General features: G+C 70.6%; 24 protein-coding genes. 17 read left to right on the top strand and 7 right to left on the bottom strand.

Annotation, left to right across the window (positions count from 1 at the left end; all coding sequences use genetic code 11):
* Positions 1–5 precede the first annotated feature (5 nt).
* Positions 6–782: an enoyl-CoA hydratase-related protein gene (locus ACIA8K_RS32480; protein WP_396066213.1), complete on the bottom strand. Its 777-nt coding sequence runs from the start codon at positions 780–782 to the stop codon at positions 6–8.
* Positions 783–799: 17 nt separating this feature from the next.
* Here ACIA8K_RS32480 and hemW point away from each other — a divergent pair, with 17 nt between their 5' ends.
* Positions 800–2,017 (top strand): radical SAM family heme chaperone HemW, encoded by a 1,218-nt coding sequence (gene hemW, locus ACIA8K_RS32475; protein WP_396066211.1) that lies wholly within the window; start codon positions 800–802, stop codon positions 2,015–2,017.
* 24 nt (positions 2,018–2,041) lie between these two features.
* Here the strand turns inward: hemW and ACIA8K_RS32470 are convergent, their stop codons facing one another.
* Entirely contained in the window at positions 2,042–2,749 is a 708-nt protein-coding gene (locus ACIA8K_RS32470) for a DUF4870 domain-containing protein (protein ID WP_396066209.1), read from the bottom strand.
* Between the two features lie 194 nt (positions 2,750–2,943).
* On the opposite strand from ACIA8K_RS32470, the gene hrcA reads away from it, so the two are divergent.
* From hrcA to ACIA8K_RS32450, 4 genes are all read left to right on the top strand, one after another.
* Positions 2,944–3,966, top strand: a complete 1,023-nt coding sequence (gene hrcA, locus ACIA8K_RS32465) for a heat-inducible transcriptional repressor HrcA (protein WP_396066207.1) — start codon at positions 2,944–2,946, stop codon at positions 3,964–3,966.
* 44 nt (positions 3,967–4,010) lie between these two features.
* Positions 4,011–5,153 (top strand): molecular chaperone DnaJ, encoded by a 1,143-nt coding sequence (gene dnaJ, locus ACIA8K_RS32460; protein WP_396066205.1) that lies wholly within the window; start codon positions 4,011–4,013, stop codon positions 5,151–5,153.
* Positions 5,154–5,361: 208 nt separating this feature from the next.
* Positions 5,362–6,093, top strand: coding sequence for a 16S rRNA (uracil(1498)-N(3))-methyltransferase (locus tag ACIA8K_RS32455; protein ID WP_396066203.1), 732 nt, complete (start codon positions 5,362–5,364; stop codon positions 6,091–6,093).
* Between the two features lie 35 nt (positions 6,094–6,128).
* Positions 6,129–6,701, top strand: a complete 573-nt coding sequence (locus tag ACIA8K_RS32450; RefSeq protein WP_396066201.1) for a GNAT family N-acetyltransferase — start codon at positions 6,129–6,131, stop codon at positions 6,699–6,701.
* Between the two features lie 5 nt (positions 6,702–6,706).
* On the opposite strand, the gene ACIA8K_RS32445 is transcribed toward ACIA8K_RS32450, so the two are convergent.
* A complete protein-coding gene (locus ACIA8K_RS32445; RefSeq protein WP_396066199.1) occupies positions 6,707–7,192 on the bottom strand; it encodes an NUDIX hydrolase in 486 nt (161 codons plus the stop codon).
* A gap of 10 nt (positions 7,193–7,202) precedes the next feature.
* Positions 7,203–9,617: a beta-glucosidase gene (locus ACIA8K_RS32440; protein ID WP_396066197.1), complete on the bottom strand. Its 2,415-nt coding sequence runs from the start codon at positions 9,615–9,617 to the stop codon at positions 7,203–7,205.
* Between the two features lie 87 nt (positions 9,618–9,704).
* Between ACIA8K_RS32440 and ACIA8K_RS32435 the strand changes: the two genes are divergently transcribed.
* Genes ACIA8K_RS32435 through ACIA8K_RS32425 form a run of 3 tightly spaced genes read left to right on the top strand, consistent with a single transcriptional unit; the run spans position 9,705 to position 12,045 of the window.
* The gene (locus tag ACIA8K_RS32435; protein ID WP_396066195.1) at positions 9,705–10,322 is read left to right on the top strand and encodes a DUF1707 domain-containing protein; all 618 of its coding nucleotides are present in this window, start codon (positions 9,705–9,707) and stop codon (positions 10,320–10,322) included.
* A gap of 23 nt (positions 10,323–10,345) precedes the next feature.
* Positions 10,346–10,699, top strand: coding sequence for an HIT domain-containing protein (locus tag ACIA8K_RS32430; protein WP_396066193.1), 354 nt, complete (start codon positions 10,346–10,348; stop codon positions 10,697–10,699).
* Positions 10,696–12,045, top strand: a complete 1,350-nt coding sequence (locus tag ACIA8K_RS32425) for a serine hydrolase domain-containing protein (RefSeq protein ID WP_396066191.1) — start codon at positions 10,696–10,698, stop codon at positions 12,043–12,045. Before ACIA8K_RS32430 ends, ACIA8K_RS32425 begins: the two co-directional genes overlap by 4 nt.
* Positions 12,046–12,087: 42 nt before the next feature.
* Here ACIA8K_RS32425 and ACIA8K_RS32420 read toward each other — a convergent pair whose 3' ends face one another.
* Positions 12,088–13,221 (bottom strand): SseB family protein, encoded by a 1,134-nt coding sequence (locus ACIA8K_RS32420; RefSeq protein WP_396066189.1) that lies wholly within the window; start codon positions 13,219–13,221, stop codon positions 12,088–12,090.
* Between the two features lie 40 nt (positions 13,222–13,261).
* On the bottom strand, positions 13,262–13,681 hold the full coding sequence (locus tag ACIA8K_RS32415) for a YbaB/EbfC family nucleoid-associated protein (protein ID WP_396066187.1): 420 nt from the start codon (positions 13,679–13,681) through the stop codon (positions 13,262–13,264).
* 117 nt (positions 13,682–13,798) lie between these two features.
* On the opposite strand from ACIA8K_RS32415, the gene ACIA8K_RS32410 reads away from it, so the two are divergent.
* The 9 genes from ACIA8K_RS32410 to ACIA8K_RS32370 all read left to right on the top strand — a co-directional run bounded on the left by ACIA8K_RS32410 (position 13,799) and on the right by ACIA8K_RS32370 (position 21,907).
* Entirely contained in the window at positions 13,799–14,128 is a 330-nt protein-coding gene (locus tag ACIA8K_RS32410) for a hypothetical protein (RefSeq protein WP_396066185.1), read from the top strand.
* Positions 14,125–15,210: a WXG100 family type VII secretion target gene (locus ACIA8K_RS32405; RefSeq protein ID WP_396066184.1), complete on the top strand. Its 1,086-nt coding sequence runs from the start codon at positions 14,125–14,127 to the stop codon at positions 15,208–15,210. The genes ACIA8K_RS32410 and ACIA8K_RS32405 overlap by 4 nt, the downstream gene beginning before the upstream one ends.
* A 16-nt stretch (positions 15,211–15,226) precedes the next feature.
* Positions 15,227–16,117 (top strand): hypothetical protein, encoded by an 891-nt coding sequence (locus ACIA8K_RS32400; protein ID WP_396066182.1) that lies wholly within the window; start codon positions 15,227–15,229, stop codon positions 16,115–16,117.
* 200 nt (positions 16,118–16,317) lie between these two features.
* Positions 16,318–17,382 carry a PhoH family protein gene (locus ACIA8K_RS32395; RefSeq protein WP_396066180.1) on the top strand — a complete coding sequence of 355 codons (1,065 nt, stop codon included), beginning with the start codon at positions 16,318–16,320 and terminating at the stop codon, positions 17,380–17,382.
* A gap of 28 nt (positions 17,383–17,410) precedes the next feature.
* The gene (gene ybeY, locus ACIA8K_RS32390; protein WP_396066178.1) at positions 17,411–17,893 is read left to right on the top strand and encodes an rRNA maturation RNase YbeY; all 483 of its coding nucleotides are present in this window, start codon (positions 17,411–17,413) and stop codon (positions 17,891–17,893) included.
* Positions 17,893–19,257 (top strand): hemolysin family protein, encoded by a 1,365-nt coding sequence (locus ACIA8K_RS32385; protein ID WP_396066176.1) that lies wholly within the window; start codon positions 17,893–17,895, stop codon positions 19,255–19,257. Before ybeY ends, ACIA8K_RS32385 begins: the two co-directional genes overlap by 1 nt.
* Positions 19,250–19,630, top strand: coding sequence for a cytidine deaminase (locus ACIA8K_RS32380; protein ID WP_396066174.1), 381 nt, complete (start codon positions 19,250–19,252; stop codon positions 19,628–19,630). The genes ACIA8K_RS32385 and ACIA8K_RS32380 overlap by 8 nt, the downstream gene beginning before the upstream one ends.
* Positions 19,627–20,514, top strand: a complete 888-nt coding sequence (era, locus tag ACIA8K_RS32375; protein ID WP_396066172.1) for a GTPase Era — start codon at positions 19,627–19,629, stop codon at positions 20,512–20,514. The genes ACIA8K_RS32380 and era overlap by 4 nt, the downstream gene beginning before the upstream one ends.
* A 310-nt stretch (positions 20,515–20,824) precedes the next feature.
* A complete protein-coding gene (locus ACIA8K_RS32370) occupies positions 20,825–21,907 on the top strand; it encodes an acyltransferase (protein WP_396066170.1) in 1,083 nt (360 codons plus the stop codon).
* Here the strand turns inward: ACIA8K_RS32370 and ACIA8K_RS32365 are convergent.
* Positions 21,866–22,651: a DUF4097 family beta strand repeat-containing protein gene (locus ACIA8K_RS32365; RefSeq protein WP_396066168.1), complete on the bottom strand. Its 786-nt coding sequence runs from the start codon at positions 22,649–22,651 to the stop codon at positions 21,866–21,868. The genes ACIA8K_RS32370 and ACIA8K_RS32365 overlap by 42 nt on opposite strands.
* Between the last annotated feature and the right edge of the window lie 92 nt (positions 22,652–22,743).

Here is a 22,743-nt window from a genome sequence, read left to right as displayed (position 1 = left end):
CCACTTTACTGGCGAGAAGTGGGAATCCAGTGCGGTGGTCGTTTCTCGCGGTGAGCCAGGATTCCCTCCCGGCCCTCGGCGGACCGGAAGTAGTGGTCGGAGGCGTCCGCCATCCGGGCCAACTCGTCCCGCACTGTCGCGTCCTGAAGCAGCGCACGGGCCCCGCCGAGCGCGGCCGGCGCGCCCTTGAGCATCGACTCGCAGTAGCCGGCGACGCTCTCGTCGAGCGCGGTCTCGTCGACCACGCGGGTGACCAGGCCGATCTCCGCCGCGCGGGCCGCGTCGAACACGTCACCGGTTAGGAACAGCTCGGCGGCCGCGCGCGCGGAGATCCGCCGGCGCACCGGCACCGAGATGACCGCCGGGACCACGCCCAGGCGGACCTCGCTGAACGCGAACGTCGCAGTCGACGCGCAGACCACGATGTCCGCGGCCGCGATCAGGCCGATGCCGCCGGCGCGTGCGGCGCCGCCGACCCGGGCCACGATCGGCTTCGGCGACTCCCAGAGCGAGGCGAGCAGGTCGGCCAGGGGCACCACCGGCAGTGTGCCGTCGCCGTCGAACGCGGCCGCGGTCTCCTTCAGGTCGGCGCCGGCGCAGAAGACCGGGCCGGTGTGGGAGAGCACGATCACCCGGACGGCGGGGTCTGCCACGGCCGAGGCGAACGCCTCGGACAACTCGCTGATCAACGACGTGGACAGGGCGTTGCGATTGCGCGGGCTGTCCAGCGTGAGGGTTGCCACCCCGTCGCCGGCCTCCACCCGCAGGAGCGCGGACGTCATGCGGGCACACTAGACGAGTGCCAGGCGAACTTCCCGACGGCGAGGCCGTACCACGTGACGGCGCGTTGCCCCCCTTTGCGCTCGAGGCGTCGGGGCGACGCGGTTTCGGCGTCTATCTGCACGTCCCGTTCTGTGCGAGCCGGTGCGGGTACTGCGACTTCAACACGTACACCGCAACGGAGCTGGGTGGGGGTGCGAGCCGGGACGAGTACGCGGAGACCGTGCTGGCCGAGCTGCGCCTCGCATCACGCGTTATGACGAAAAAACCGAAAAAAGTGGACACGGTGTTCGTGGGGGGAGGGACGCCGACGCTGCTGCCGGCCGACGACCTCGCGCGGATCCTGGCCGCGATCGACGACACCTGGGGACTCGCGCCGGACGCCGAGGTGACCACCGAGGCCAACCCGGAATCCGTCGATCCGGCGTACCTGAGGACGCTCCGCCGGGCCGGATTCACCCGGATCTCGCTCGGCATGCAGTCCACCGCGCCGGGCGTGCTGCGCATCCTCGAACGGCAGCACTCCGCCGGTCGCGCGCCGGCTGCCGCGATCGAGGCCCGGGAGGCCGGCTTCGAGCACGTCAACCTCGATCTGATCTACGGCACGCCGGGAGAGACCGCGGAGGACTTCGCCCGCTCGCTCGACGCGGTGATCGCGGCCGGGGTGGACCACGTCAGCGCCTACGCGCTGATCGTCGAGGACGGCACCCGGCTGGCCGCCCGTATGCGCCGCGGCGAGCTGCCCTACCCGGACGACGACGTGGCCGCGGACCGTTACCTGGCCGCCGACCGCGCGCTGACCGCCGCCGGATTCAGCTGGTACGAGGTCAGCAACTGGGCCACCACGCCCGAGGCCCGCTGCCGGCACAACCTGCTCTACTGGACCGGCGGCGACTGGTGGGGTCTGGGGCCGGGCGCGCACAGCCACGTCGGCGGCGTCCGCTGGTGGAACGTCAAACACCCCTCCGCGTACGCGAAGCGCCTGGCCGCCGGCGAGACACCCGCGCTGGCCCGGGAGCTGCTCACCGACGCCGACCGGCACATGGAGGACGTGATGCTCCGGGTCCGGCTCGCATCAGGGCTGCCGCTCGCGGCGCTTGACGAGGCTGGGCGCGCCGGAGCGAAGAGCGCGCTGGTCCGCGGCCTTCTCGACCAGGACGCCTACGGCGAGGGCCGGATCGTATTGACTCGAGACGGGCGGCTGCTTGCCGACGGGGTGATCCGCGAGTTGCTCTGACGGACCACCCCTGCGGCAGCGTGCTTACTTCACGATGCGGTACGTCACCGGGTAGGTGTACCACTCGCCGTCATTGACCTTGATCGTCGCCATGATGCCGAAGATCAGGACCACGATCCAGACGACGAACGGCAGGAACGACAGAATGCCGAGCGTGCAGACCGAGAGGACCACGGCGACAAGCATCGCGACGCCCCAGGTGATCTGGAAGTTCAGCGCCTCGACCGCGTGGGCGCGGACGGTCTGCGACTCGTTGCCCTTGACCAGCATGATGATCAACGGAGCGAGGAAGCCGATGAAGATGCCGCCGACGTGCGACAGGATCACCCAGGTCTTCTCGTCGTTGACGTAGTTGCCCTTGGCGCCGGGGTAGCCGGGCTGGCCGTACGGCTGCTGGTAGCCGCCACCGGGCGGGGGACCGTAGCCGCCGGCCGGCGGGTAGGCGTTCGGGTCGCCGCCGGGCGGGGGATAGGCGTTGGGGTTTCCACCGGGCGGCGGGTAGGCGCCCGCGCCACTGCTGGGCGGCGGGTAGGCGCCGGCGCCGCTGGACGGAGGGGGATAGGCGCCCGCGCCGCTTGTGGGCGGCGGATAGGCGCCGGCGCCGCTGGACGGGGGCGGGTAAGCGCCTGCGCCGCTGGACGGAGGCATGTTGTCGTACGACGGCGGGGTGCTGTACGACGGGTCGTTGGAGCCCGGGGTGCCCTCACCAGGCGGACGAGGCGGTTCGGTCATGCCCGTCACGGTAGAGGGGGCGATCAAAGGCCGCCACCGCCGTTCCGCCATAAAAGCATATATCAGAAATATCGCATATGTGGTGCAAAGTGATCATCGCTTCTGCCGGACGTGCGTCGTAGACTGGCACTCGCTACAGTCGAGTGCCAGCATCGGCGAGAGGAACCTCTGACCGGCGGGAAGGTAGGTTGGCGATGGCGTTGGATGATCGCAAGCTCGCCGTCCTGCGTGCGATAGTCGAGGACTACGTCGCCACGCAGGAGCCGGTCGGCAGCAAGGCACTTGTCGAGCGGCACAATCTCGGCGTCTCCCCGGCCACCGTGCGTAACGATATGGCGGTCCTGGAGGAGGAGGGTTACATCCGGCAACCGCACACAAGCGCCGGCCGCGTCCCCACCGACCGCGGCTACCGCCTCTTCGTCGACCGGCTCTCCCGGGTCAAACCGCTGAGTCCAGCCGAGCGGCGCGCGATCGAGCGGTTCCTGGTCGGCGCCGTCGATCTCGACGATGTGGTGCATCGCACTGTCCGGCTTCTTGCTCAACTCACCCGTCAGGTCGCGGTCGTGCAATATCCGAGCCTGGCCCGGTCCTCCGTGCGTCACCTGGAGCTGGTCTCCATCTCCAGCACCCGGCTGATGCTGGTCATGATCGCGGACACCGGCCGGGTGGAACAACGCCTGGTGGAGCTGCCTGAGCCGACCCCCGCCGACGAGGTGCTCGACCTGCGTACCCGGATAAACGAAAAGCTCTGCGGCAAGCGTCTGGTGGACACGCCGACGCTCGTCGAGGCGCTTCTCGACGAGATCCGGCCGGAACAGCGGACCACGATGGCAGTGCTCTCGTCCGTGTTGCTTGAGACACTTGTCGAGCGGCGCGAGGAGCGGGTTGTCCTGGCGGGCACCGCTAACCTGACCCGGGGTGGCATCCTGGACTTCCATGGTTCGCTCCGGCCCATCCTGGAGGCGCTTGAGGAGGATCTGATCCTGCTCAAGCTGTTCGGGGAGGTCGAGCCGGCCGCCACGCGGGTCATGATCGGTGATGAGACGAAGATCGACAATCTCCGGTCCGCGGCGGTGGTCAGCACCGGTTACGGACCGCACAGCACGATCGTGGGTGGGTTGGGCGTGCTCGGCCCGACCCGGATGGACTACCCCGGCAACATCGCGACGGTGCGAGCCGTGGCACGCTACGTGAGTGAACTGCTGGCACAGAATTAACGGCCGGCATTCCTGATCCAGACAGACATGGGGACACCAACGCAGTGGCCAGGGACTACTACGGGATCCTCGGCGTAAGCCGGGACGCGACCGACGACGACATCAAGCGGGCCTATCGCAAGCTGGCCCGCCAATACCACCCGGACGTGAATCCGGATCCCGAGGCGCACGAGAAGTTCAAGGACATCAACGCGGCGTACGAGGTTCTCTCGGACGACAAGAAGCGTCAGATGGTGGACCTCGGCGGCGATCCGCTGGCCCCGGGCGGCGGTGGCGGCGGTCCGGGCGGTCCCGGCGGCGCCGGCCCGTTCGTCGGGTTCCAGGACATCATGGACGCGTTCTTCGGCCAGGCCGCGGGTGCGACCCGTGGCCCCCGTCCGCGCACCCGCCCGGGCGCCGACGCGATCCTCCGCCTCGAGCTCGACCTGCAGGAGACCGCGTTCGGCGTCGAGGCGCCCATCACAGTCGACACCGCGGTCATCTGCACCACCTGCTCCGGAGCGGGCACCGCGGCCGGCACCCACCTCGCCACCTGCGAGACCTGCCAGGGCCGGGGCGAGGTGCAGTCCGTGCAGCGCACGTTCCTCGGCCAGGTCGTCTCCTCGCGCCCCTGCACGGTCTGCCAGGGCCACGGCACGGTCATCCCGAGCCCGTGCCCGACCTGCGCCGGTGAAGGCCGGGTGCGTACCCGCCGGTCACTCACCGTGAAGATCCCGGCCGGCGTCGAGGACGGCATGCGCATCCGCCTCGCCCAGCAGGGTGAGGTCGGCCCCGGTGGCGGCACCGCGGGCGACCTCTACGTCGAGATCCACGAACGACCCCACGACGTCTACTCACGTCGCGGCGACGACCTGCACTGCCGCGTCACAGTGCCGATGACCTCGGCCGCGATGGGCACCCGCCTGACCATCAAGACGCTCGACAGCGAAGAGGCGATCGACGTCCGCGCCGGCACCCAGCCGGGCGCGACGATGCGGATCCGCGGCAAGGGCGTCCCGAGACTCCGTGGCCAGGGCCGCGGCGATCTCTTCGTCCACCTCGACGTGCGCACCCCCACCAAGCTCACGTCCGAGCAGGAGCGGATGCTCCGCGACTTCGCGAAGACCCGCGGCGAGGACATCGCCGAACTGTCCAAGCAGGGCGGCTTCTTCTCCCGCATGCGCGACGCCTTCAACGGGCATAACTGATTGGTCGTCGCTTCGCTCCTCCGGGCTCGACGCCACGGCCGAAGAAAGTCGTTCTCAGGCAGACGAAGAGCGTGTCTGACGGAGAACGACTTTCTTCGGTCGTCCGCGCCTCACGACGTGGTCACGCAAGCGACGGGTCCGGAGAAACTGCAGACTAAGAGCGGAGCGGGTGGGCTTCGAGTGTTCACGATGGGCTAGTGGGTCTCTGATGTCGTTGCCGTTGTTTCTGGTCGAGTCGCTTCCCGCGGTTGATGAGTGGGTCCTGGATGGGGCTGAGGGGCACCATGCGGCGAATGTGCAGCGGCTTGGCGCGGGCGAGGAGCTGATCCTGGCGGACGGGCGAGGTGGGACGGCGATCGCCGTCGTCGTTGCACCGGGGAAGGGCAACCTCAAGATCAAGATTAGGTCGCGGGGGTACGAGGAGAGCGCCGACCCGCGTCTGGTCGTCGTGCAGGGGCTGCCCAAGGGAGACCGGGGCGAGCTGGCCGTGCAGGCGATGACCGAGGTCGGGGTGGACGAGATCATTCCCTGGTCGGCCTCACGCTCGGTCACGGTGTGGAAGGGTGAGCGGGCCGGCCGTGCCCGGGACAAGTGGGCGTCCACCGCCCGGGAGGCGGCCAAGCAGGCCCGCCGCGCCTGGCTGCCGGAGGTCGCACCCGGCGCGCTGAACACCGGGCGGGTGGCCGAGCGTCTGCGGGGTGGAGCCGCCGCGTTCGTGCTTCACGAGGAGGCGACGGAGCGGCTCAGCACGGTGCCGCTGCCGTCTGCGGGAGAGATCCTGCTTGTGGTGGGGCCCGAGGGTGGGATCGCACCGGCGGAGTTGGACGCGTTCGTCGAGGCCGGCGGGCGTACCGTGCGGCTCGGTGATCAGGTTTTGAGAACGTCGACCGCGGGAGTGGCGGCGCTGTCCGTCCTCTCCACCCGCCTCGGCCGCTGGTGACCGTGCACGGTCCCGGCCGTGATGAGGCGCCCGAGGTGACGCTGCGGCCGCTCGCCACGGAGGACCTGGACACGGTGGTGCGCTGGTTCGCCGAACCACACGTCACCCGCTGGTGGGAGGCGCCCACCGAGCCCCAGGCGGTCCGCGCTCGCTATGCCGGCCGGATCGCCGGCCGCGAGCCCACCGAGGTCTTCATGATCTCGGCGGGCGGCCGGGCGGCCGGCCTCATCCAGCGCTACCTGATCGACGACCACCCGGAGTGGGCCGAGGCCCTCGCCGCCACCGGTGCGCTCCCGTCCCCCGCCGCAGGCCTGGACTACCTGATCGGAGACCCGTCCCTGACCGGGCGCGGTCTTGCCTCCGCCGCGATCCGGAGCTGCGCCCAGCGCACCTTCGCCGACCATCCGACCCTCGCCGCGGTCTGCGCGGCCCCGTTCGTGGAGAACACGGCGTCCTGGCGCGCCTTGGAACGGGCCGGCTTCACCCGCGCCTGGTCCGGGCCGATCGCAGACGTGGACTCCCACCTCTACCTGTCCGCTCCCGAGCTGGGGCGAGCGGCCGAGGATCTCGCGTTGCTTGCGACTGAACTTCGCAAGACCCGCCGATAGCGGACCTACCGTCTCGGTGGCACGAGCGTGTCGATGATCGCAAACAGAGCGTAGGCGCCGTTGCGGGTGTCGTCGAACATCGTCAGGGACGGCAAGTCGCCGGCGGCGTACCAGTGGAAGGGGAGTTCTGGGTCTGTGGTCGGCGTGGCCGATCGGGTGACGGCCAGGTAGAGGTGGTCGACGTGGATGTGGGCGGACGGCAGGCGGGACTCGGCCGGGACCTGCTGCTCGGTGATCCACAGTGGGATCGGGACACGGACGGCGGCGGGGTAGTCCGGGACGATGCCTGAGAAGGGCAGCACCAGCGTCGCCTCCAGGCCGGCCTCCTCGCGCACCTCGCGTAGCGCGGCCTCGGCCGGGTTCTCGTCCGGTTCGACGTGGCCGCCGGGGAGCATCCAGCGGCCGAAGCGCGGGTGTTGGATCAGGCCGATCCGCCACCCGCCGTCGACGAGGCCGAAAAGGAACACGCTCGCGGTGGCATGTTTGATCATGAGGACATTGTCAGATGCTCAGTTCGGCGCTCAGCGGGCGGTCGTCGACGGAGCGGGCAGCCTCGATGCGGTAGGTGCCGGGGACGGCCTGCCAGCCGTCGTCCCAGATCTGGAATGCGCGTTCGGGCAGCGGGATGCGGACGGACACGGTCTCCCCGGGGGCGGCGGAGGCGGGGGCGAAACCGGCGAGCCAGCGTTCCGGGCGGTCGACGGTGGTGCCGACCACGGCGCCGGCGTAGATCTGGACGATCTCGCGGCCGGGGCGGGTGCCGGTGTTGCGAAGCGTGACCACGACGCTGCCGACGTGGTCCGGCTCGGGGTGGAGTTCCATCGACTCATACGACCAGGTGGTGTAGCCCAGGCCGTGCCCGAACGGGAAGAGCGGCGCCACAGTGCCGCGCTGCCACGCCCGGTAGCCGATGAACACGCCCTCGTCGTAGGACAGCACCCCGTCGACGGGCGTGGTGGAGAGCACCGGGCAGTCCTCGGCGCGGCGGGGCCAGGTGGTGGGCAGGCGGCCGCCGGGTTCGGCGTGCCCGAGCAGCACGTCGGCGAGCGCGGCGCCTGCCTCCTGCCCGGGGAACCAGGTGAGCAGGATGGCCGGTACCTCGTCGGCCCAGGGCATCAGCACCGGTGAGCCGGAGTTGACCACGACGATCGTGCGCGGGTTCGCGGCGGCGACGCGGAAGACCAGTTCGTCCTGGCGGCCGGGGAGCGCGAGCGAGGAGCGGTCGAAGCCCTCGGACTCGACCTCCTCGGTGGTGCCGACGACGACCACTGCCACGTCGGCGTCGCGGGCTGCGGCGACGGCCTGGTCGAGCAGTTCGTCGGGGGAGGGGCCGGGCGGCGCGTAGCCGATGCTGAAGCCGACGAAGCCCGCGGTCTCCGGCGTGACCTCGAGCGTCAGCGACAGGTCGACGGCGTCGCCCGCGGTCAGCTGGATCGGGAAGCGGCGCTCGACCGGTTCGCGGAAGACGGTGTCCGCGTCGTCCGCGAAGACCGGACCCTCGAAGATCACATCTCCGGCGACCCGCAGCACGAAGTGCCCGAAGCCGACGATGGACAGGTTGTGGAGCCCGGTCACGGCCGGGTCGAGCCGCCCGGACAGCTCCACGGTGGACAGCTCGTCCGGGGAGACGCCGGCCGGCAGGCTGCCCATCCAGCGGACGGTCGCGGTCGGCAGCGGGGACGAGTACAGCACGCGGAAGTCGCCGGCGCGCAGCGTGGCGGTGAGGCCGTCGAACGTGGCGGCCGGCAGTGACGGCCGGGGGTCGGCGCCGGGCGCGTAGACGATCGAGGCGCCGGGCAGCGCCGCGGCCAGGCCGTCCCGCGGCGAGATGACGTGTGGTGGGAAGACGAGCGCGCTGCCGCCGCCGAGCACGCGCGCGTCGACCGCGAGCGCGCCGAGCAGCGCGACCCGGTGGACCGCGCCGGCATCGAGCGGCAGCAGGTCGTGCTCGTTGCGGGCCAGCACGAACGAGCGGGCGGCGATCTCCCGCGCCACGTCGGAGCCGTCAAGCGAGGCGAGCGACGGGACGACAGGCGGGGCGCCGGCGAGGATGCCCACCCGGGCGGCGAGGCGCAGTACCCGGCGGACCTTGTCGTCCAGGACCTCCTCCGGTACGTCGCCGGCCCGCACCGCCTCGACAAGCGCCGGGCCCCACGGGTCGCCGTAGGCGGGCATCACCACGTCGAGGCCGCCGAGCGCGCTCGGCACGGTGCTGCGCGCCGCGGTCCAGTCCGAGACGATCACGCCGTCCCAGCCCCACTCCCGCTTGAGCACGTCGTTCTGAAGCGGGCCGTGCTCGGTCATGGTGTGGCCGTTGACCGTGTTGTAGGCGGCCATCGCGCCCCACGCGCCGGCGGCGGTGATCCGGGCGAACGGCGCCAGGTACAGCTCCCGCAGCGTGCGTTCGTCGACCCGGACGTCCACCCGCATGCGGTCGGTCTCGGAGTCGTTGCCGACGAAGTGCTTGACTGTGGTGCCGACGCCCTGATCCTGCACGCCTGTCACGTAGGCGGCGCCGATCTCGCCGGTGAGCAGCGGATCCTCCGAGTAGCACTCGAAGTGCCGGCCGCCGAGCGGTGACCTGTGCAGGTTGACGGTCGGCGCCAGCAGAACGTGCACGCCCTTGCGCCGGCACTCCTGGCCGAGCATCCTGCCGGCCGTGCGGGCCAGCGTGACGTCCCAGGTGGCGGCGAGCGCGGTCGGGCTGGGCAGCGCGACCGACGGGTCATCAGGCGCCCAGCCGGTGCCGCGCACGCCGACCGGGCCGTCCGACATGACAAGCGACGCGAGGCCGATCTCCGGCAACTCGGGGAGCGTCCAGAAGTCCTGCCCGGACAGCAGGCGCACCTTGTCCTCGACGCCGAGTCGCGCCAGCGCGCGCTCGACGGCGTCCTCCCGTTTCGCATCGTCCGACATGTCCTGGCACCACCCTCACATCGTGTGACCCGGTCGTTCCGATCCTGTCAGTTCCACAGGCTGCGCGCCCCCACTACGCTGTGCGTCGTGGACGAGCATCGGTTGCGTGTGTCCGACGCGGAGCGCGCCGCGGTGGTCGAGATCCTGGGTCAGGCCACCAGCGAGGGACGCCTCACCCTGGACGAGTACTCGGAGCGGGCCGCGACCGCCTATGCGGCGAAGACCCGGGCGGACCTGGCCGGGCTCACCGACGACCTGCCCACCGGGCAGGAGATCACACCCATCGACCCGCGGGGGTACGCCGTCGCGCCCGCACCGCTGCACGGCGAGGTCCTGCCCGCGGGTGAGAGGGTGTCGGCGATCTTCGGCAGCGACAACCGGCGCGGCGCGTTCGCGGTTCCGCAGCGGATGGAGGCCTCGGCGATCTTCGGCGATGTCAAGATCGAGCTGCAGGATGCGCACCTCACCCACCAATACTCGGTGATCGAGGCGACCGCGATCTTCGGCAGCGTGACGATCTACGTGCCGGAGGGCGTGGACGTGCGGATGACCGGCCGGGCCGTGTTCGGTGCGAAGACCTCGAAGCTGCGCGGTGGTGTGCCGCCGGGCGCGCCGGTGCTCGAGGTGCGTACGACCGTCTGGTTCGGCGAGGTCACCGTGCGCCCGCCGAAGATCAACTGGATGGATCGCCTCGGCCTGACATAACGGGCATCTTTAGAATTTCCCGGATGAGCGCTGACTGTCTCTTCTGCAAGATCGTGGCGGGTGCCGTCCCGGCCGACGTCGTCCACGAAACCGACACCACGCTGGCGTTCCGCGACATCGGCCCGAAGGCGCCGGTGCACGTACTCGTGATCCCGAAGGCGCATCACGCGGACGTCGCCGCGCTCGCGCTCGCCGACCCCGGCCTGGCCGGCGAGGTGCTTGCCGCGGCCGCCGCGGTGGCCGGAACCGAGGGCCTGCTCGCCGACGGCTACCGGACGATCTTCAACACCGGTGGGTACGGCGGCCAGGAGGTCTTCCACGTGCACGCGCACGTGGTCGGCGGCGCCCCGCTCGGCCCGATGCTGAGCCCCAGGTGACCTCGCTCCTCCGCCAGGTGCAGGCCGCGCAGGCCGACGGCCGGATCCCGGCGCTCCAGGTCGCGCTGCACCGTGCCGACCGTCCGCTGTGGACCGCCGCGGTCGGCACGTCCGGCACGGACCGGCCGCTTGACGACGACACCCGGTTCCGGATCGGCTCGGTCACCAAGACGTTCACCGCGGTGCTTGTGATGCAGTGCCGCGACGAGGGCCTGCTCGACCTCGACGACCCGCTGAGCCGCCACCTGGACGTGCCCGCACACGGCGACCTGACCGTCCGCCGCCTGCTGTCGCACACCTCCGGCCTGCAGCGCGAGCCGTGGGGCGACGTGTGGGACTCGCTGGACAGCCCGGAGACGGAGGTGCTGCTTGCGGAGGTGGCCCGCGCCGAACGGGTGCTGCCGCCCGCCCGCCGCTACCACTACACCAACCTGGGCCCGGCACTGCTCGGTCACGCCGTGGCGCGGCTGCGCGGCGGCACCTGGGCCGAGGTCCTGCACGACCGGGTGCTGCGCCCGCTGCGGCTGCAGGCCACCACGGCCGAGCCACCGGAGCAGGCCGCTGTCGGCTACCTCGTCGACCTCTACTCGGACACGGCGCGGCCGGAGCCGCGGTTCGACATGAAGGGCGCCGGGCCGGCCGCGCAGCTGTGGAGCACCGCCTCGGACATGGCCCGCTGGGCCGCGTTCCTGGCCGACCCGGCCGCGCTCGATCCGGCCGGCCGGGTGCTCGCGCCCGCCACGCTTGACGAGATGCGCTGGCCGCTGACGCCGACCGACGAGACGGTCTGGGCGCGCGCGTACGGCCTCGGCCTGCACGTCGTGCCGGCCGGTCCGCGGATTGTGCACGTAGGCCACGACGGCGCCATGCCCGGCTTCCTGGCCAGCGTGTTCGGCAGGCGGGGCGGCCCGGAGACGCCGGGTGCGATGGGCGTGGCAGTGCTCGGGTCGTCCGGCACCGCGGACATCACGCACGAGCTGTCGCACGCGCTGCTGGCCGCGGCCGTGGAGTCCGACCCGGCGGACATCGTGCCGTGGCGGCCGGGCGCACCGGTGCCGGACGCGTACCGCTCGGTGCTCGGCCCGTGGTTCGGCGAGGGCGTCCAGCACGTCTTCTCCTGGCACGACGGGGCGCTCCAGGCACGCTTCGCGGACGCGCCGGCGAACAAGCCCCCGGCGGTCTTCACGCCGCTGCCTGATCGCCCGGACGTGTTGCGCACCGTCTCCGGCCGGGAGGCCGGCGAACTGCTGCGGCTGACCCGCGACGAGGCCGGCACGGTGGTCCGCATGCACTGGGCGACCTACCGCTTCACCCGGGCGCAGGAGACGTTCGACGGCGTCTTCTGATGAGCCGGGCGTCCCTCAGCCGCGCTGAGGGACGCCCGTCGGTCAACCGGCCGCGGCCGTCGCGAACGCCTCGTCCGGCGGGTTGGCGGACCGCAGCTCGGCGAGCGAGACCGCGGTCAGCGTGAGCGCCCGGTCCGTGCGCGGATCGATGATCACGCCCCAGTCCGGCTCCGGCCAGTCGTCGATCAGGTCGTTGAACGAGATCGCGATGAACGGCACGCCGTTCCCGGCGAACTCGGTCAGTCCGTCCGCCGACGTGAAGATCGGCAGGAAGATCGCGTTGTCCGCGCCGCGCACCACGGCCGGGCGCACACCGGTCTCCGGCGACGGATCCTCAAGGAGCGGCATGCAGACCGCGGCGGTACGAAGCGCGGTGAGATATCCGGTCAGGTCCCGCTCGGCGACCGCTTCGGTCAGCACCGCGCGCAATGCCGCCAGCTCCTCCTCCGGCGACCGCGGCGAAATGTCCGGCATTTCCTGACGCTGCGCCGGGATCGAGGGCCGCCGCGCCGGGATCTCCGGCGCCGCAGCCGCCGCAGCCGCATTCGCCGGGGCTGGAGCGGTCGCCTCCGAGGCCGCGTTCTCCAAAGGCGCGTTCTCCGAGGCCGCGCTCTCCGAGACAGAAGCCGCCGCGGCAACAGGTTCCGAAGCAGAAGTCCCTTGGGCAAAGGGTTCCGCAGCAGAAGTGTCCGGGGCAAAGGGTTCTGGGGCAGAAATTCCCGGAGCAGCGGGTCCCGAGGCGGAAGCACCCCAGGCAGCGGGTGCCGGAGCAACGGCCTCCGGAGCAGCGGGCGCCGGGGCCGGGACGATTGTCAGCGCGGGCCGGATCTCCTCGGCGTCGTCCGGGGCGGCCTCGTGGAACGTGAGCGTCGCCGGGTCCGGGCTGATCAGCAGGCTCGCGCCGTGCACCGCGAACCGGCACAGCCAGTCCACGTGCTCGACCGAGCGCGGCACGTCATAGAACCACAGGTCACGGCCGTCCTTCGGGGTACGCCAGCCGAGCGTGGCGAGTCGCGCCGGGTCGTACGCCGGGATTTCCACAGTGACCGAGTCGGCCCGCACGGTCAGCCACAGCCGCCGGTCCGCTCCGGCCAGCGTGAACCGGGTCTCGCGGTCGCACGCGAACAGCCGGTCGTGGATCGCGGTCAGCAGGCCCGCCCAGCCCGCGTCGCTCATCTGCCGGCCTTGCCGCGACAGCCGGGGAACAGCAGCGCTCTCATGCGTACCCACCAGGCCTTTTTGTGTCTAGATCCTGTAGGCGGGCCAGTGCGGAGTCGAGTCGGTTCAGCGCGGAGAAGTCGCCGGGCCTGCCGAACAGGCCGGACAGCTCGTCGCCGATCGAGGCCTCCAGGCCTGCGGTGTGCGCGGCGAGCGTGGCGTCCGCCTGCTGCTTGGCGGTGCGGTACGCGTCAAGGATCATCGCGGAGAGCTGGTCCGTGGTGGACCGCATCGCGCGCGCGTCGAGATCGAGCCCGACCAGGTCGCCGGTGCTGCTCACGGTCACCGACACCAGGCCGCTCGCGTCCGGCGCGGAGACCGTCGCCGCCGCGAGCTCCTCCTGCATTCCGGTCGCGCGTGCCTGTAACGCCTCCATCCGCGCGGCGAGTGACTCGAACGCTGACGATGGATCTGTCATGCCTTTACCTCCCCGTGCCCTCCGCCTGCCTTCGCAGGTCACGCCTCCGGCCGGGGCTGGCAGCGGTGGCGTGGGAATTGTATCTTCAGGCCGCATGTCCAACCGGGGGAGGAACAGATGGCGGACATCGAGGTCGATTTACCCGCGATCGAGCGGCTTCGGGCCGCGGCCGGGCGGGTGGCGTCCGGCATGTCGGGCTTGTCACCGCGCGTGACCGCCGCGAGTGAGCTGCCGGACGGCGCGTTCGGTCATCTTCCCTTCATCAGCGACTTCCTGCGGGAGAAGTACGCGGAGGTGTCGGACGGCGCGACAGCGATGTTCCGCGCGGGCACCGACGCGTTCGACCGGGTCGGCGACGGGCTTGGCGACACGGTCCGCGGCTACGAGGAGAACGAGGCGCAGACCGGCCGGAGCTTCACCGCGCTCCAGGACAGGCTGCCGCGATGAGCGGGCCCGCAGGTACCGCGGTCGAGCTGTACCGGAGCATGGACAGCGCGCTGTCCGGTGTGGAGGAGGCGGTCAACAGCGTCTGCAAGGTGCTGGCCTGGCCGCTCATCCAGCTTGTCGATCTGGTCGACGGCGATCCGGCCACGCTTACCGCCCGCGCCGCCGACTGGGACGCGCTCGCCGCCGAGGTGCGCGCGCTTGCGAACGAGCACCGGGCCGCGCGCGAGGCCGACCAGGGGAACTGGAACGCGGAGTCCGGCCGGGCGTACGCGCAGAAGATGGCCGAGACCGAGCAGCAGCTGCTTGAGGTGGCCGACGAGTTCACCGGCACCGCGGACTACCTGCGCGGCGTCGCCGAGGCGTTGCAGACCGTGCACGACGTGCTTGTCGACCTCTGCGTCGAGCTGATCAACTGGCTGATCGTCACGTTCGTCACCGCGCTGCTCACGATGGTGATCACCGCGGGTGCGTCGTGGGCGGTCGCGCTGACCGCGGGCACGGTCCGGACGGTCGCGACAGCGGGCCGGTTCACGATGATCATCGCGCGGCTCTCGACGCGGATGGCGAAGGTCGCCAAGGTTCTGCAGAAGGTCCAGCAGCTGCTGATCAAGGTCGCGGACCGTCTGGCGAAGCTCGCCCGGCACCTCGAGAAGCTGAAGAAGATGCAGACCGACAAGCTGCTCAAGGGCGGGAAGTACGCGGAGAAGCGGGTCGACGCCGGGAAGGCCGACAAGTGGTTCCACACGGTCACCGATCCGCTGCGGGGCTCGTTCAAGCTGGGTAAGTCCGGCACGCCGTTCGACATGGGCACGTTCGACCGGATCAAGGCGCTGAAGAGCCGGGGCCTGCTTGGGGGCGGCACCGACATCCTTGTCAACGCGATCGACCATGCGCCGTACAACATTCCGAACAGCGTGTTGCACGGCGCGGCGTGGGGGACCACCGCGCTTGTCACAGGTCTCTCGGTGCCCGGCGCGGATCAGGTCAAGGACGCGGTGACCGACGCGGCCGACTCCGGTGCGCGGTGGATCGACGAGAATGTCTTCGGTCAGGAGCCGGTGGATCAGCCCGCCGGCCGGTGAGGTTGCGGGGCGGGCGATGACTGACGGCGACGGCAGGGGCCGGTTCGGGCTCGGCGATCTCGGGCGCTGGGGCGGGCGGCTCGGCGGGGCCGCGGTCAGCGGTGTCCGGAAGGTGCGGGACACGGTGACCGACATCCGCGAGGACTTCCGGCGTGCGCTCGACAATCAGCCGGAGATCGACCTGGTCCAGCCGCTGCTGATGCCGGGTGAGCACCTGCGCTACGTGGCCCGGCAGGGTGCCCGGGTGGATCAGTTCTACGGGGCGAACCAGAAGCTCGCCGACGACATCGCGGAGATCCTCGATCCGCGCGCGCTGCTCGGCCTGCTCAACGTGCTCAACCCGGTGGTCTGGGTGGAGGCGGTGATCACACCGTTCCGGATCGCCGGTGCGCTGCTGGCGGCCCCGGCCGTGGCGGTCGAGGCGGCGGTGCGGACCGCGGACGGCCGGGTGGTGCACCAGCCGCTCACACCGGAGCAGGAGGCGTTCCGGGTGGCGTTCGGGCTGCGCCGCGACGTACCGCTCGCGGACCAGCTGGCGGAGATCGCGTACGAGTACCGGTACACGTTCGCGGGTGGCCTGCAGTCCCCGGCGGGCGTCCTGCTGCTGCTCATGCGCCGCAACGACCGGCTCAAGCTGGCGATCAGCGACACGCACCTGCACGCGCTGGAGATGCCGGACCGGCCGCTCGACGGCCCGGACGAGCGGAGGCCGGTGCTGCTCTGGAGCCTGGACCGGCGGCACATCACCCGGGTGGACAGCCGGAAGACGACGTTGACCTTCCCGGTGGTGATCGCCTTCGACGACGGATCGTGGCTTCGTTTCCTCTCCGGCGACATGCAGGCCGGCGAGCACAAGCAGTTCGTCGAGGCGATCCGGGAGATCCCGGGAACCCGCCCGTCGCTGTGACCCGAAGACCATCCAGCCTCACGATTGCATGGCTGGGTGATCGGAGCATCACCCACGGTAGTAGAGGTGGCGTATCACCCCGGGAAATGGCGTCGGTGTGCCCGGCGTTGACCCGATACGATGGCAGCTAATCGCCCGCCGCGCCGATGGGGGGCGGCACCAAGATCGGAAGCAGGTGGCGGAGGCCCTCGGGCCGCACTATGACCGGCACACCAAACTCGGGGAACACCCGAGCGCAGACCAGGATCACGGTCGCGGACTCCAAGATCATGGTGAATCTGCTCGGCCCGGGCGACGAGATCCTCCGGCTCATCGAGCGTTCACTGCCCGCCTGCGACGTGCACGTGCGCGGCAACGAGATCACCATCACCGGCGTGCCCGCGGAGAACGCGCGGGCCGAGCGCCTGTTCGCCGAGCTCGTCGAGCTGATCGAGAAGGGCGAGACGCTGAGCGTCGACGCGGTCCGCCGCACCGTCGCCATGCTCGAGCAGGGCACCGCGGAGCGCCCGGCCGACGTGCTCACGCTCAACATCCTGTCCCGGCGCGGGAAGACCATCCGGCCGAAGACGCTTGGTCAGAAGCGCTACGTCGACTCGATCGACGTCAACACGATCGTCTTCGGCATCGGCCCTGCCGGTACCGGTAAGACGTACCTGGCGATGGCGAAGGCCGTCCAGGCGCTGCAGGCCAAGCAGGTCAACCGGATCATCCTGACCCGGCCCGCGGTCGAGGCGGGTGAGCGGCTCGGCTTCCTGCCCGGCACGCTCAACGAGAAGATCGACCCGTACCTGCGGCCGCTCTACGACGCGCTTCACGACATGCTCGACCCGGAGACGATCCCGCGCCTGATGCAGGCCGGGACGATCGAGGTCGCGCCGCTTGCGTACATGCGCGGGCGCACGCTCAACGACGCGTTCATCATTCTGGACGAGGCGCAGAACACCACGCCCGAGCAGATGAAGATGTTCCTCACCCGGCTCGGCTTCGGCTCGAAGATCGTGGTGACCGGCGATGTGACCCAGGTCGACCTTCCGGGGAGCACCGTCTCCGGCCTCCGGGTCGTGCGTGACATCCTGGAGGGCGTCGAGGACGTTCACTTCGCGCAGCTGGGAAGCGCCGACGTGGTGCGTCACCGCCTGGTCGGCGACATCGTCGACGCGTACGCGAAGTGGGACGCCGACCAGAACGAACTCCAGGCCGGCCAGGTCCACCCCGCGAACATGCAGGGGCGGGCCGCCGGTGGCCGCGCCGGCCGCCGGCGCTGAGATACAGGGAAAAGAGAAGACAACCGCAGTGTCCATCGAGATCGCCAACGAGTCCGGGGTCGACGTCGACACCGACGCCATCCTCGGGGTGGCGCGGCACGCCCTCGACGAGATGGGTGTCAACCCGCTCGCCGAGCTGTCCATCCTGCTCGTCGACATCGAGTACATGTCCGAGCTGAACCACAGGTGGATGGGCGGCGACGGCCCCACCGACGTGCTCGCCTTCCCGATGGACGAGGGGAGTGTGGACCACGGTCCGGGCGAGTCATCCGGCAGTGAGCCCGCGCTTCTCGGCGACATCGTGCTCTGCCCGGAGGTGGCGGCCAAGCAGGCGGTCACCGCTGGGCATACCGCCGCCGACGAGATGCACCTGCTGACCGTGCACGGGGCTCTCCATCTGCTCGGTTACGACCACGCCGAGCCGGAGGAGGAGCGGGAGATGTTCGGTCTCCAGGCCCGCCTGCTCAGCGGCTGGCAGTCCCAACGCCGATCGGCGAAAGAACCCTCCTGATGCTCGCCGAAACGGCCGTCCCCGCGGGGTTGCCCGACCTGCAGCTGATCGTGATCGCGGCAGGACTGGTGATCCTCGCGGGGATCTTCGCCATGACCGAGGCCGCGCTGGCGGCGGTCTCGCCCGCCCGCGCCGGGGAACAGGCCCGCGAGGGCCTCCGGGGCGCGCGCACGCTGCAGATCGTCGCGGCCGACGCGGCCCGGCACATCAACCTGCTTCTGCTGCTGCGGCTGCTCTGCGAGCTGACCGCCACCACGCTCGTCGCGCTTGTCGCGGTGGACAGCTACGGCGCCGGCTGGACCGCCGCGCTGGTGACCGCGAGCGTGATGACCGTGGTCAGCTTCGTGGCCGTCGGCGTGGCCCCACGCACTGTGGGCCGCCAGCACGCCTACGCGGTGGGTCGCGCGGTCGCGCCACTTGTGCGCTCGCTGGGCCGGGCGCTCAACCCGCTCGCCTCGCTGCTGATTCTGATCGGCAACGCGGTCACGCCCGGCAAGGGCTTCCGTGAGGGCCCGTTCGCCACCCAGGTCGAGCTGCGCGAGCTGGTCGACCTGGCCGAGCAGCGCGGCGTCGTGGAGCACGGCGAGCGCGAGATGATCCACTCGGTCTTCGGGCTGGGCGACACGATCGCCCGTGAGGTGATGGTCCCGCGCACCGAGATGGTGTGGATCGAGGGGCACAAGAGCCTCCGGCAGTCGCTGATCCTGTTCATGCGCTCCGGTTTCTCGCGCATCCCGGTGATCGGCGACAGCGTGGACGACGTGCTCGGCGTGATCTTCCTCAAGGACGTGATCCGCCGCACGCACAGCGATGACCCGGCCGCGGACGCCACGCCGGTCGCAGAGCTGATGCGCGAGGCGACGTTCGTACCGGAGTCGAAGCCGGTCGACGACCTGCTCTCCGAGATGCAGGCGGCTCGTACCCACCTGGTCGTGGTCGTCGACGAGTACGGCGGAACCGCCGGCCTGCTGACGATCGAGGACATCCTGGAGGAGATCGTCGGTGAGATCACCGACGAGTACGACGTCGAAGAGCGCCCGCCTGTCGAACGGCTCGAGGACGGCTCGGTGCGCGTCACCGCCCGGCTCCCGATCGAGGACCTGGGCGAGATCTTCGCCGTCGAACTGCCCGCGGACGAGGTCGAGACCGTGGGTGGGCTGCTCGCCCAGGCACTGGGCCGCGTTCCCATCCCGGGTGCTACCGCTAATGTGGGCGGGCTGCGCCTGGTCGCCGAGGGGACCACGGGCCGGCGGAACCGGATCGATTCTGTCCTGGTCCGCCGGGTGCCGATGGGGGACGACGAGGGCGCGGCCGCCAGGAACGACACACCACATGCCGACGAGAGGCAGCCCGCAGATGCCTGAGCCCACCGGAACCGCCGTACCGGCCGCACCCGGGGAGGTGACGCTCGCCGCCGAGGACGCGAAACTTGTGACCCTGGCCCGCAGCGTCCGCGCCCGGGCCGGCGCCGTGGAGGGCGCGGCCGTGCGGGACCAGGACGGCCGGACCTACGCTGCCGCCACCGTGACCCTGCCGTCCCTGGCGGTCACCGCGTTGCAGCTCGCGGTCGCATCCGCGGCCTCGGCCGGCGCGACCCGCCTGGAGGCCGCGGCCGTGGTGACCGAGGCGTCGGCGCTTGACGGCTCCGGCCACGCGGCCGTGCGTGACCTGGCCGTGGACGCGCCGATCTTCGTGGCCGCCCCGGACGGCGTCGTCTTCGGCACGGTGGCGGAATGAAGGCGAACTACCGGGCCGGCTTCGCGTGCTTCGTCGGCCGGCCGAACGCGGGCAAGTCCACGCTCACCAACGCGATCATCGGGCAGAAGATCGCGATCACGTCCGATAAACCGCAGACCACCCGGCACGTCATCCGCGGCGTGCTGCACCGGCCGGACAGCCAGATCGTGCTTGTCGACACGCCCGGTCTGCACCGGCCGCGCACGCTGCTCGGCGAGCGGCTCAACGATCTGGTCCGCTCCACCTGGAGCGAGGTCGACGTGATCGGCCTGTGCATCCCGGCGGACGAGCCGGTGGGCCGTGGCGACCGGTTCATCACCGGCGAGCTGGCGGAGCTGAAGGCAACTGTGCTTGCCGTCGTCACCAAGACCGACCTGGTGCCGAACAAGAAGAAGCTTGCCGAGCAGTTGCTCGCCGTGCAGGAGCTGGGCGACTTCGCGGAGATCGTGCCGGTCAGCGCGGTCGCCGGCGACCAGGTCGGCGTGCTCACCGACGTCATGGCGAAGTACATGCCGCCGTCCCCGCAGCTCTACCCGGACGACATCCTCACCGACGAGCCGGAGCGGGTGCTGATCGGCGAGCTGATCCGCGAGTCCGCGCTGGAAGGCGTGCGGGACGAGCTGCCGCACTCGATCGCGGTGCTTGTCGAGGAGATGGTGGAGGAGGACTCGGTGCTGCGGATCTACGCGGATCTGTACGTCGAGCGCCCCACCCAGAAGGGCATCATGATCGGGGCGAAGGGCGCCCGGCTCAAGGAGGTCGGCTCGCGCGCCCGCGTGGAGATCGAGAAGTTGCTGGGTCGCCGCATCTACCTCGACCTGCACATCCGGGTGGCCAAGGAGTGGCAGCGCGACCCGAAGCAGCTCCGGCGTCTGGGCTTTTAGCGGTATCTATCCGCATATATTGCACGAGGCGATCTTTATAACGGTTCGGCCGAGTCGGGGTGTTTTTGTCCACTCCGCTCGGCCGCGGGTTACCCATCCGTACCCACGTATGATTGTCGTTGATGCAGGTGAATGGAGCTTTTGCTCGCCCGCGCGGCATTTTGTCCGTTATTGTCGCTATCTCGCGAGCGTGAGCGGGATCGTCGCCACAGGTTCGGCGGTCACCATTCCGGGTAAACGCTCGACGGCTTCCCGTTGCTGATTCCCGTCCGGGGCGGACCGCGCGCCGGGCCCGACCAGGCTTGGGTAGATGAGAAATCGATATCTGGACTGTCTGCGTGCGGCCGCCGTTGTCCGAGTGGTCGTTTATCACGTCACCGGCCTGGCGGCACTGACCATTCTTCTGCCCGCTATGTCGGTCATGTTTGCATTGGCGGGCTCGTTGATGGCCGCCTCGGTCGACAGGTTCGGCGTCTCCGCGATCGGCCGCCGGATGCGGCGGCTGCTTCCCTCGCTGTGGGCCGTGATGGCCCTGTTCCTGCCGGTCATGCTCGCCACCGGGCTCGGCTGGGACTGGCGCATCCTCTTCTGGGCCGCGCCGTTCATCGACCCGCCGGCGAACGGTTTCGGCCTGGCCGCGCTCTCCGCCAACTGGTACCTGCGCGACTTCCTCTGGTTCGTCGCGCTCTCACCGCTTGTGCTGCCGATCTTCCGCCGGTTCCCGCTGCCCACGCTCGCGGCGCCGTTCGTGCTGCTCATCGTCACCGAGCTCAAGCTGGTCACGATCGACAACTACGTGCTGCGCGACATCGGCATGTACTTCGGCGCCTGGATGCTCGGCTTCGCGCACCACGACGGGATGCTCCGGCGGCTCACCTGGCGCCGCCTGGTGCCGATCGCGGCCGTGCTTGCGGTCGCGGGCGCGGCCTGGATCGTCACCCACCCCGGGCCGCGCGGGTACGACCTCAACGACATCCGCATCGGCAACGCCCTCTGGTCCTCCGCGTTCGTGCTGATCGCGCTCGGCCTCGCGCCGGACGCGCTGCCTTGGCTCAGCCGCCGCCCCCGCCTGGACCGGCTGGTCACGTTCCTCAACAGCCGCGCGCTCACCATCTACCTCTGGCACGTGCCGATCATCGTCGGCGTCGGCTGGGTGGCGCTCCGGTACGGCTGGCCGTTGACCGGCGCCGCCGCCACCACGGTCCGGCTCGCGGTGGTGCTGGCCGGTGTCGCGCTCGCGGTCCTGGCGTTCGGCTGGATCGAGGACGTGGCGGCCAAACGCCGGCCCGAGCTGTTCCCGGGCCGGGTCGCCACCCGGCAGCCGGTCAGAACGTCCGAGGAAGTGCTTGTCTCACGCGGACAGGAGGCTCAGATCGCCGCTCTCCGTGCGTAGATTGAGCACGATTGTGGCCGCCGGGTCGTTCGGCACGTTCGTCACGTCCACGTCGCCGGACTCCGCCGAGGTCTGCACCCGGTAACTGCCGGCCGGCACCCGGACCGTCAGCTCGCCGCTCTCCGCGCTCGCCGTGACCGAGGTGGCCGCGCTGAGCGTCAGGTCGACGTCGCCGGACTCCGCGGACGCGGTCACCGGCCCGGCCAGGCCGCGGCCCTCCACGCGCCCGGACTGGGCCTGCAGGTCGGTCGTGCCGGTCACGTCTGAGACCGACACGTCGCCGGACTCGACCCGCGCGCGAACCGTGCCGTCGACGCCTCTCGCGGTGATCGACCCGGAGTCCAGCTCCAGGTCCACGGCCCCGACCGAGGTCAGCGTCACGTCGCCGGAGGAGTTGCTGCCGGCGACCGAGACGCCGCGCGGCGCGCTGATCGCCCAGTCGACGTCGCACGTCATGCCACAGTCGGTGTCGATCACCAGGGTGGTGCCCTCGAGCGTGTAGACGGTGTCCGGCGCGGAGGCGGTCGCGTAGTGCACCACGCGGTCGATCTGCGTGTCCTTGCGGTCCGAGGTGGTCACCACCACATTGCCGCCGCCACCTGTCATCCTGATCGCGGTGATCCCGGTCGCCTCGGTGTTCTGGAACTCGAGCAGGCGGACGTTCCGGGCGTCGCAGCCGGTACCGAGCACGGCGATCCCGGCGAGGAGCACGGCCCCCGTGGCCGCAGTGATGCGAGTGGTCATGCCCTGACGCTAGTGCGAGACGACCCGCACCCGGATCCAAGCTTTTCCCTGAGAGTCCCCTGATAGCCGAGGGCTGCGCGGGCAGGCGACAT

The organism is Catenuloplanes sp. NPDC051500, assembly GCF_044454585.1.
Lineage (GTDB): Bacteria > Actinomycetota > Actinomycetes > Mycobacteriales > Micromonosporaceae > Catenuloplanes.
This window is presented reverse-complemented; position numbering and strand designations above follow the sequence as displayed.

Excerpts from the sequence above, each read along its gene's own strand:
- ACIA8K_RS32480 (WP_396066213.1), bottom strand. The coding sequence starts at position 782 with ATGACGTCCGCGCTCCTGCGGGTGGAGGCCGGCGACGGGGTGGCAACC.
- ACIA8K_RS32470 (WP_396066209.1), bottom strand. The coding sequence starts at position 2,749 with ATGACCGAACCGCCTCGTCCGCCTGGTGAGGGCACCCCGGGCTCCAAC.
- hrcA (WP_396066207.1), top strand. The coding sequence starts at position 2,944 with ATGGCGTTGGATGATCGCAAGCTCGCCGTCCTGCGTGCGATAGTCGAG.
- ACIA8K_RS32455 (WP_396066203.1), top strand. The coding sequence starts at position 5,362 with ATGTCGTTGCCGTTGTTTCTGGTCGAGTCGCTTCCCGCGGTTGATGAG.
- ACIA8K_RS32445 (WP_396066199.1), bottom strand. The coding sequence starts at position 7,192 with ATGATCAAACATGCCACCGCGAGCGTGTTCCTTTTCGGCCTCGTCGAC.
- ACIA8K_RS32440 (WP_396066197.1), bottom strand. The coding sequence starts at position 9,617 with ATGTCGGACGATGCGAAACGGGAGGACGCCGTCGAGCGCGCGCTGGCG.
- ACIA8K_RS32430 (WP_396066193.1), top strand. The coding sequence starts at position 10,346 with ATGAGCGCTGACTGTCTCTTCTGCAAGATCGTGGCGGGTGCCGTCCCG.
- ACIA8K_RS32420 (WP_396066189.1), bottom strand. The coding sequence starts at position 13,221 with ATGAGCGACGCGGGCTGGGCGGGCCTGCTGACCGCGATCCACGACCGG.
- ACIA8K_RS32415 (WP_396066187.1), bottom strand. The coding sequence starts at position 13,681 with ATGACAGATCCATCGTCAGCGTTCGAGTCACTCGCCGCGCGGATGGAG.
- ACIA8K_RS32410 (WP_396066185.1), top strand. The coding sequence starts at position 13,799 with ATGGCGGACATCGAGGTCGATTTACCCGCGATCGAGCGGCTTCGGGCC.
- ACIA8K_RS32405 (WP_396066184.1), top strand. The coding sequence starts at position 14,125 with ATGAGCGGGCCCGCAGGTACCGCGGTCGAGCTGTACCGGAGCATGGAC.
- ACIA8K_RS32400 (WP_396066182.1), top strand. The coding sequence starts at position 15,227 with ATGACTGACGGCGACGGCAGGGGCCGGTTCGGGCTCGGCGATCTCGGG.
- ACIA8K_RS32395 (WP_396066180.1), top strand. The coding sequence starts at position 16,318 with ATGACCGGCACACCAAACTCGGGGAACACCCGAGCGCAGACCAGGATC.
- ACIA8K_RS32385 (WP_396066176.1), top strand. The coding sequence starts at position 17,893 with ATGCTCGCCGAAACGGCCGTCCCCGCGGGGTTGCCCGACCTGCAGCTG.
- ACIA8K_RS32380 (WP_396066174.1), top strand. The coding sequence starts at position 19,250 with ATGCCTGAGCCCACCGGAACCGCCGTACCGGCCGCACCCGGGGAGGTG.
- era (WP_396066172.1), top strand. The coding sequence starts at position 19,627 with ATGAAGGCGAACTACCGGGCCGGCTTCGCGTGCTTCGTCGGCCGGCCG.
- ACIA8K_RS32370 (WP_396066170.1), top strand. The coding sequence starts at position 20,825 with ATGAGAAATCGATATCTGGACTGTCTGCGTGCGGCCGCCGTTGTCCGA.
- ACIA8K_RS32365 (WP_396066168.1), bottom strand. The coding sequence starts at position 22,651 with ATGACCACTCGCATCACTGCGGCCACGGGGGCCGTGCTCCTCGCCGGG.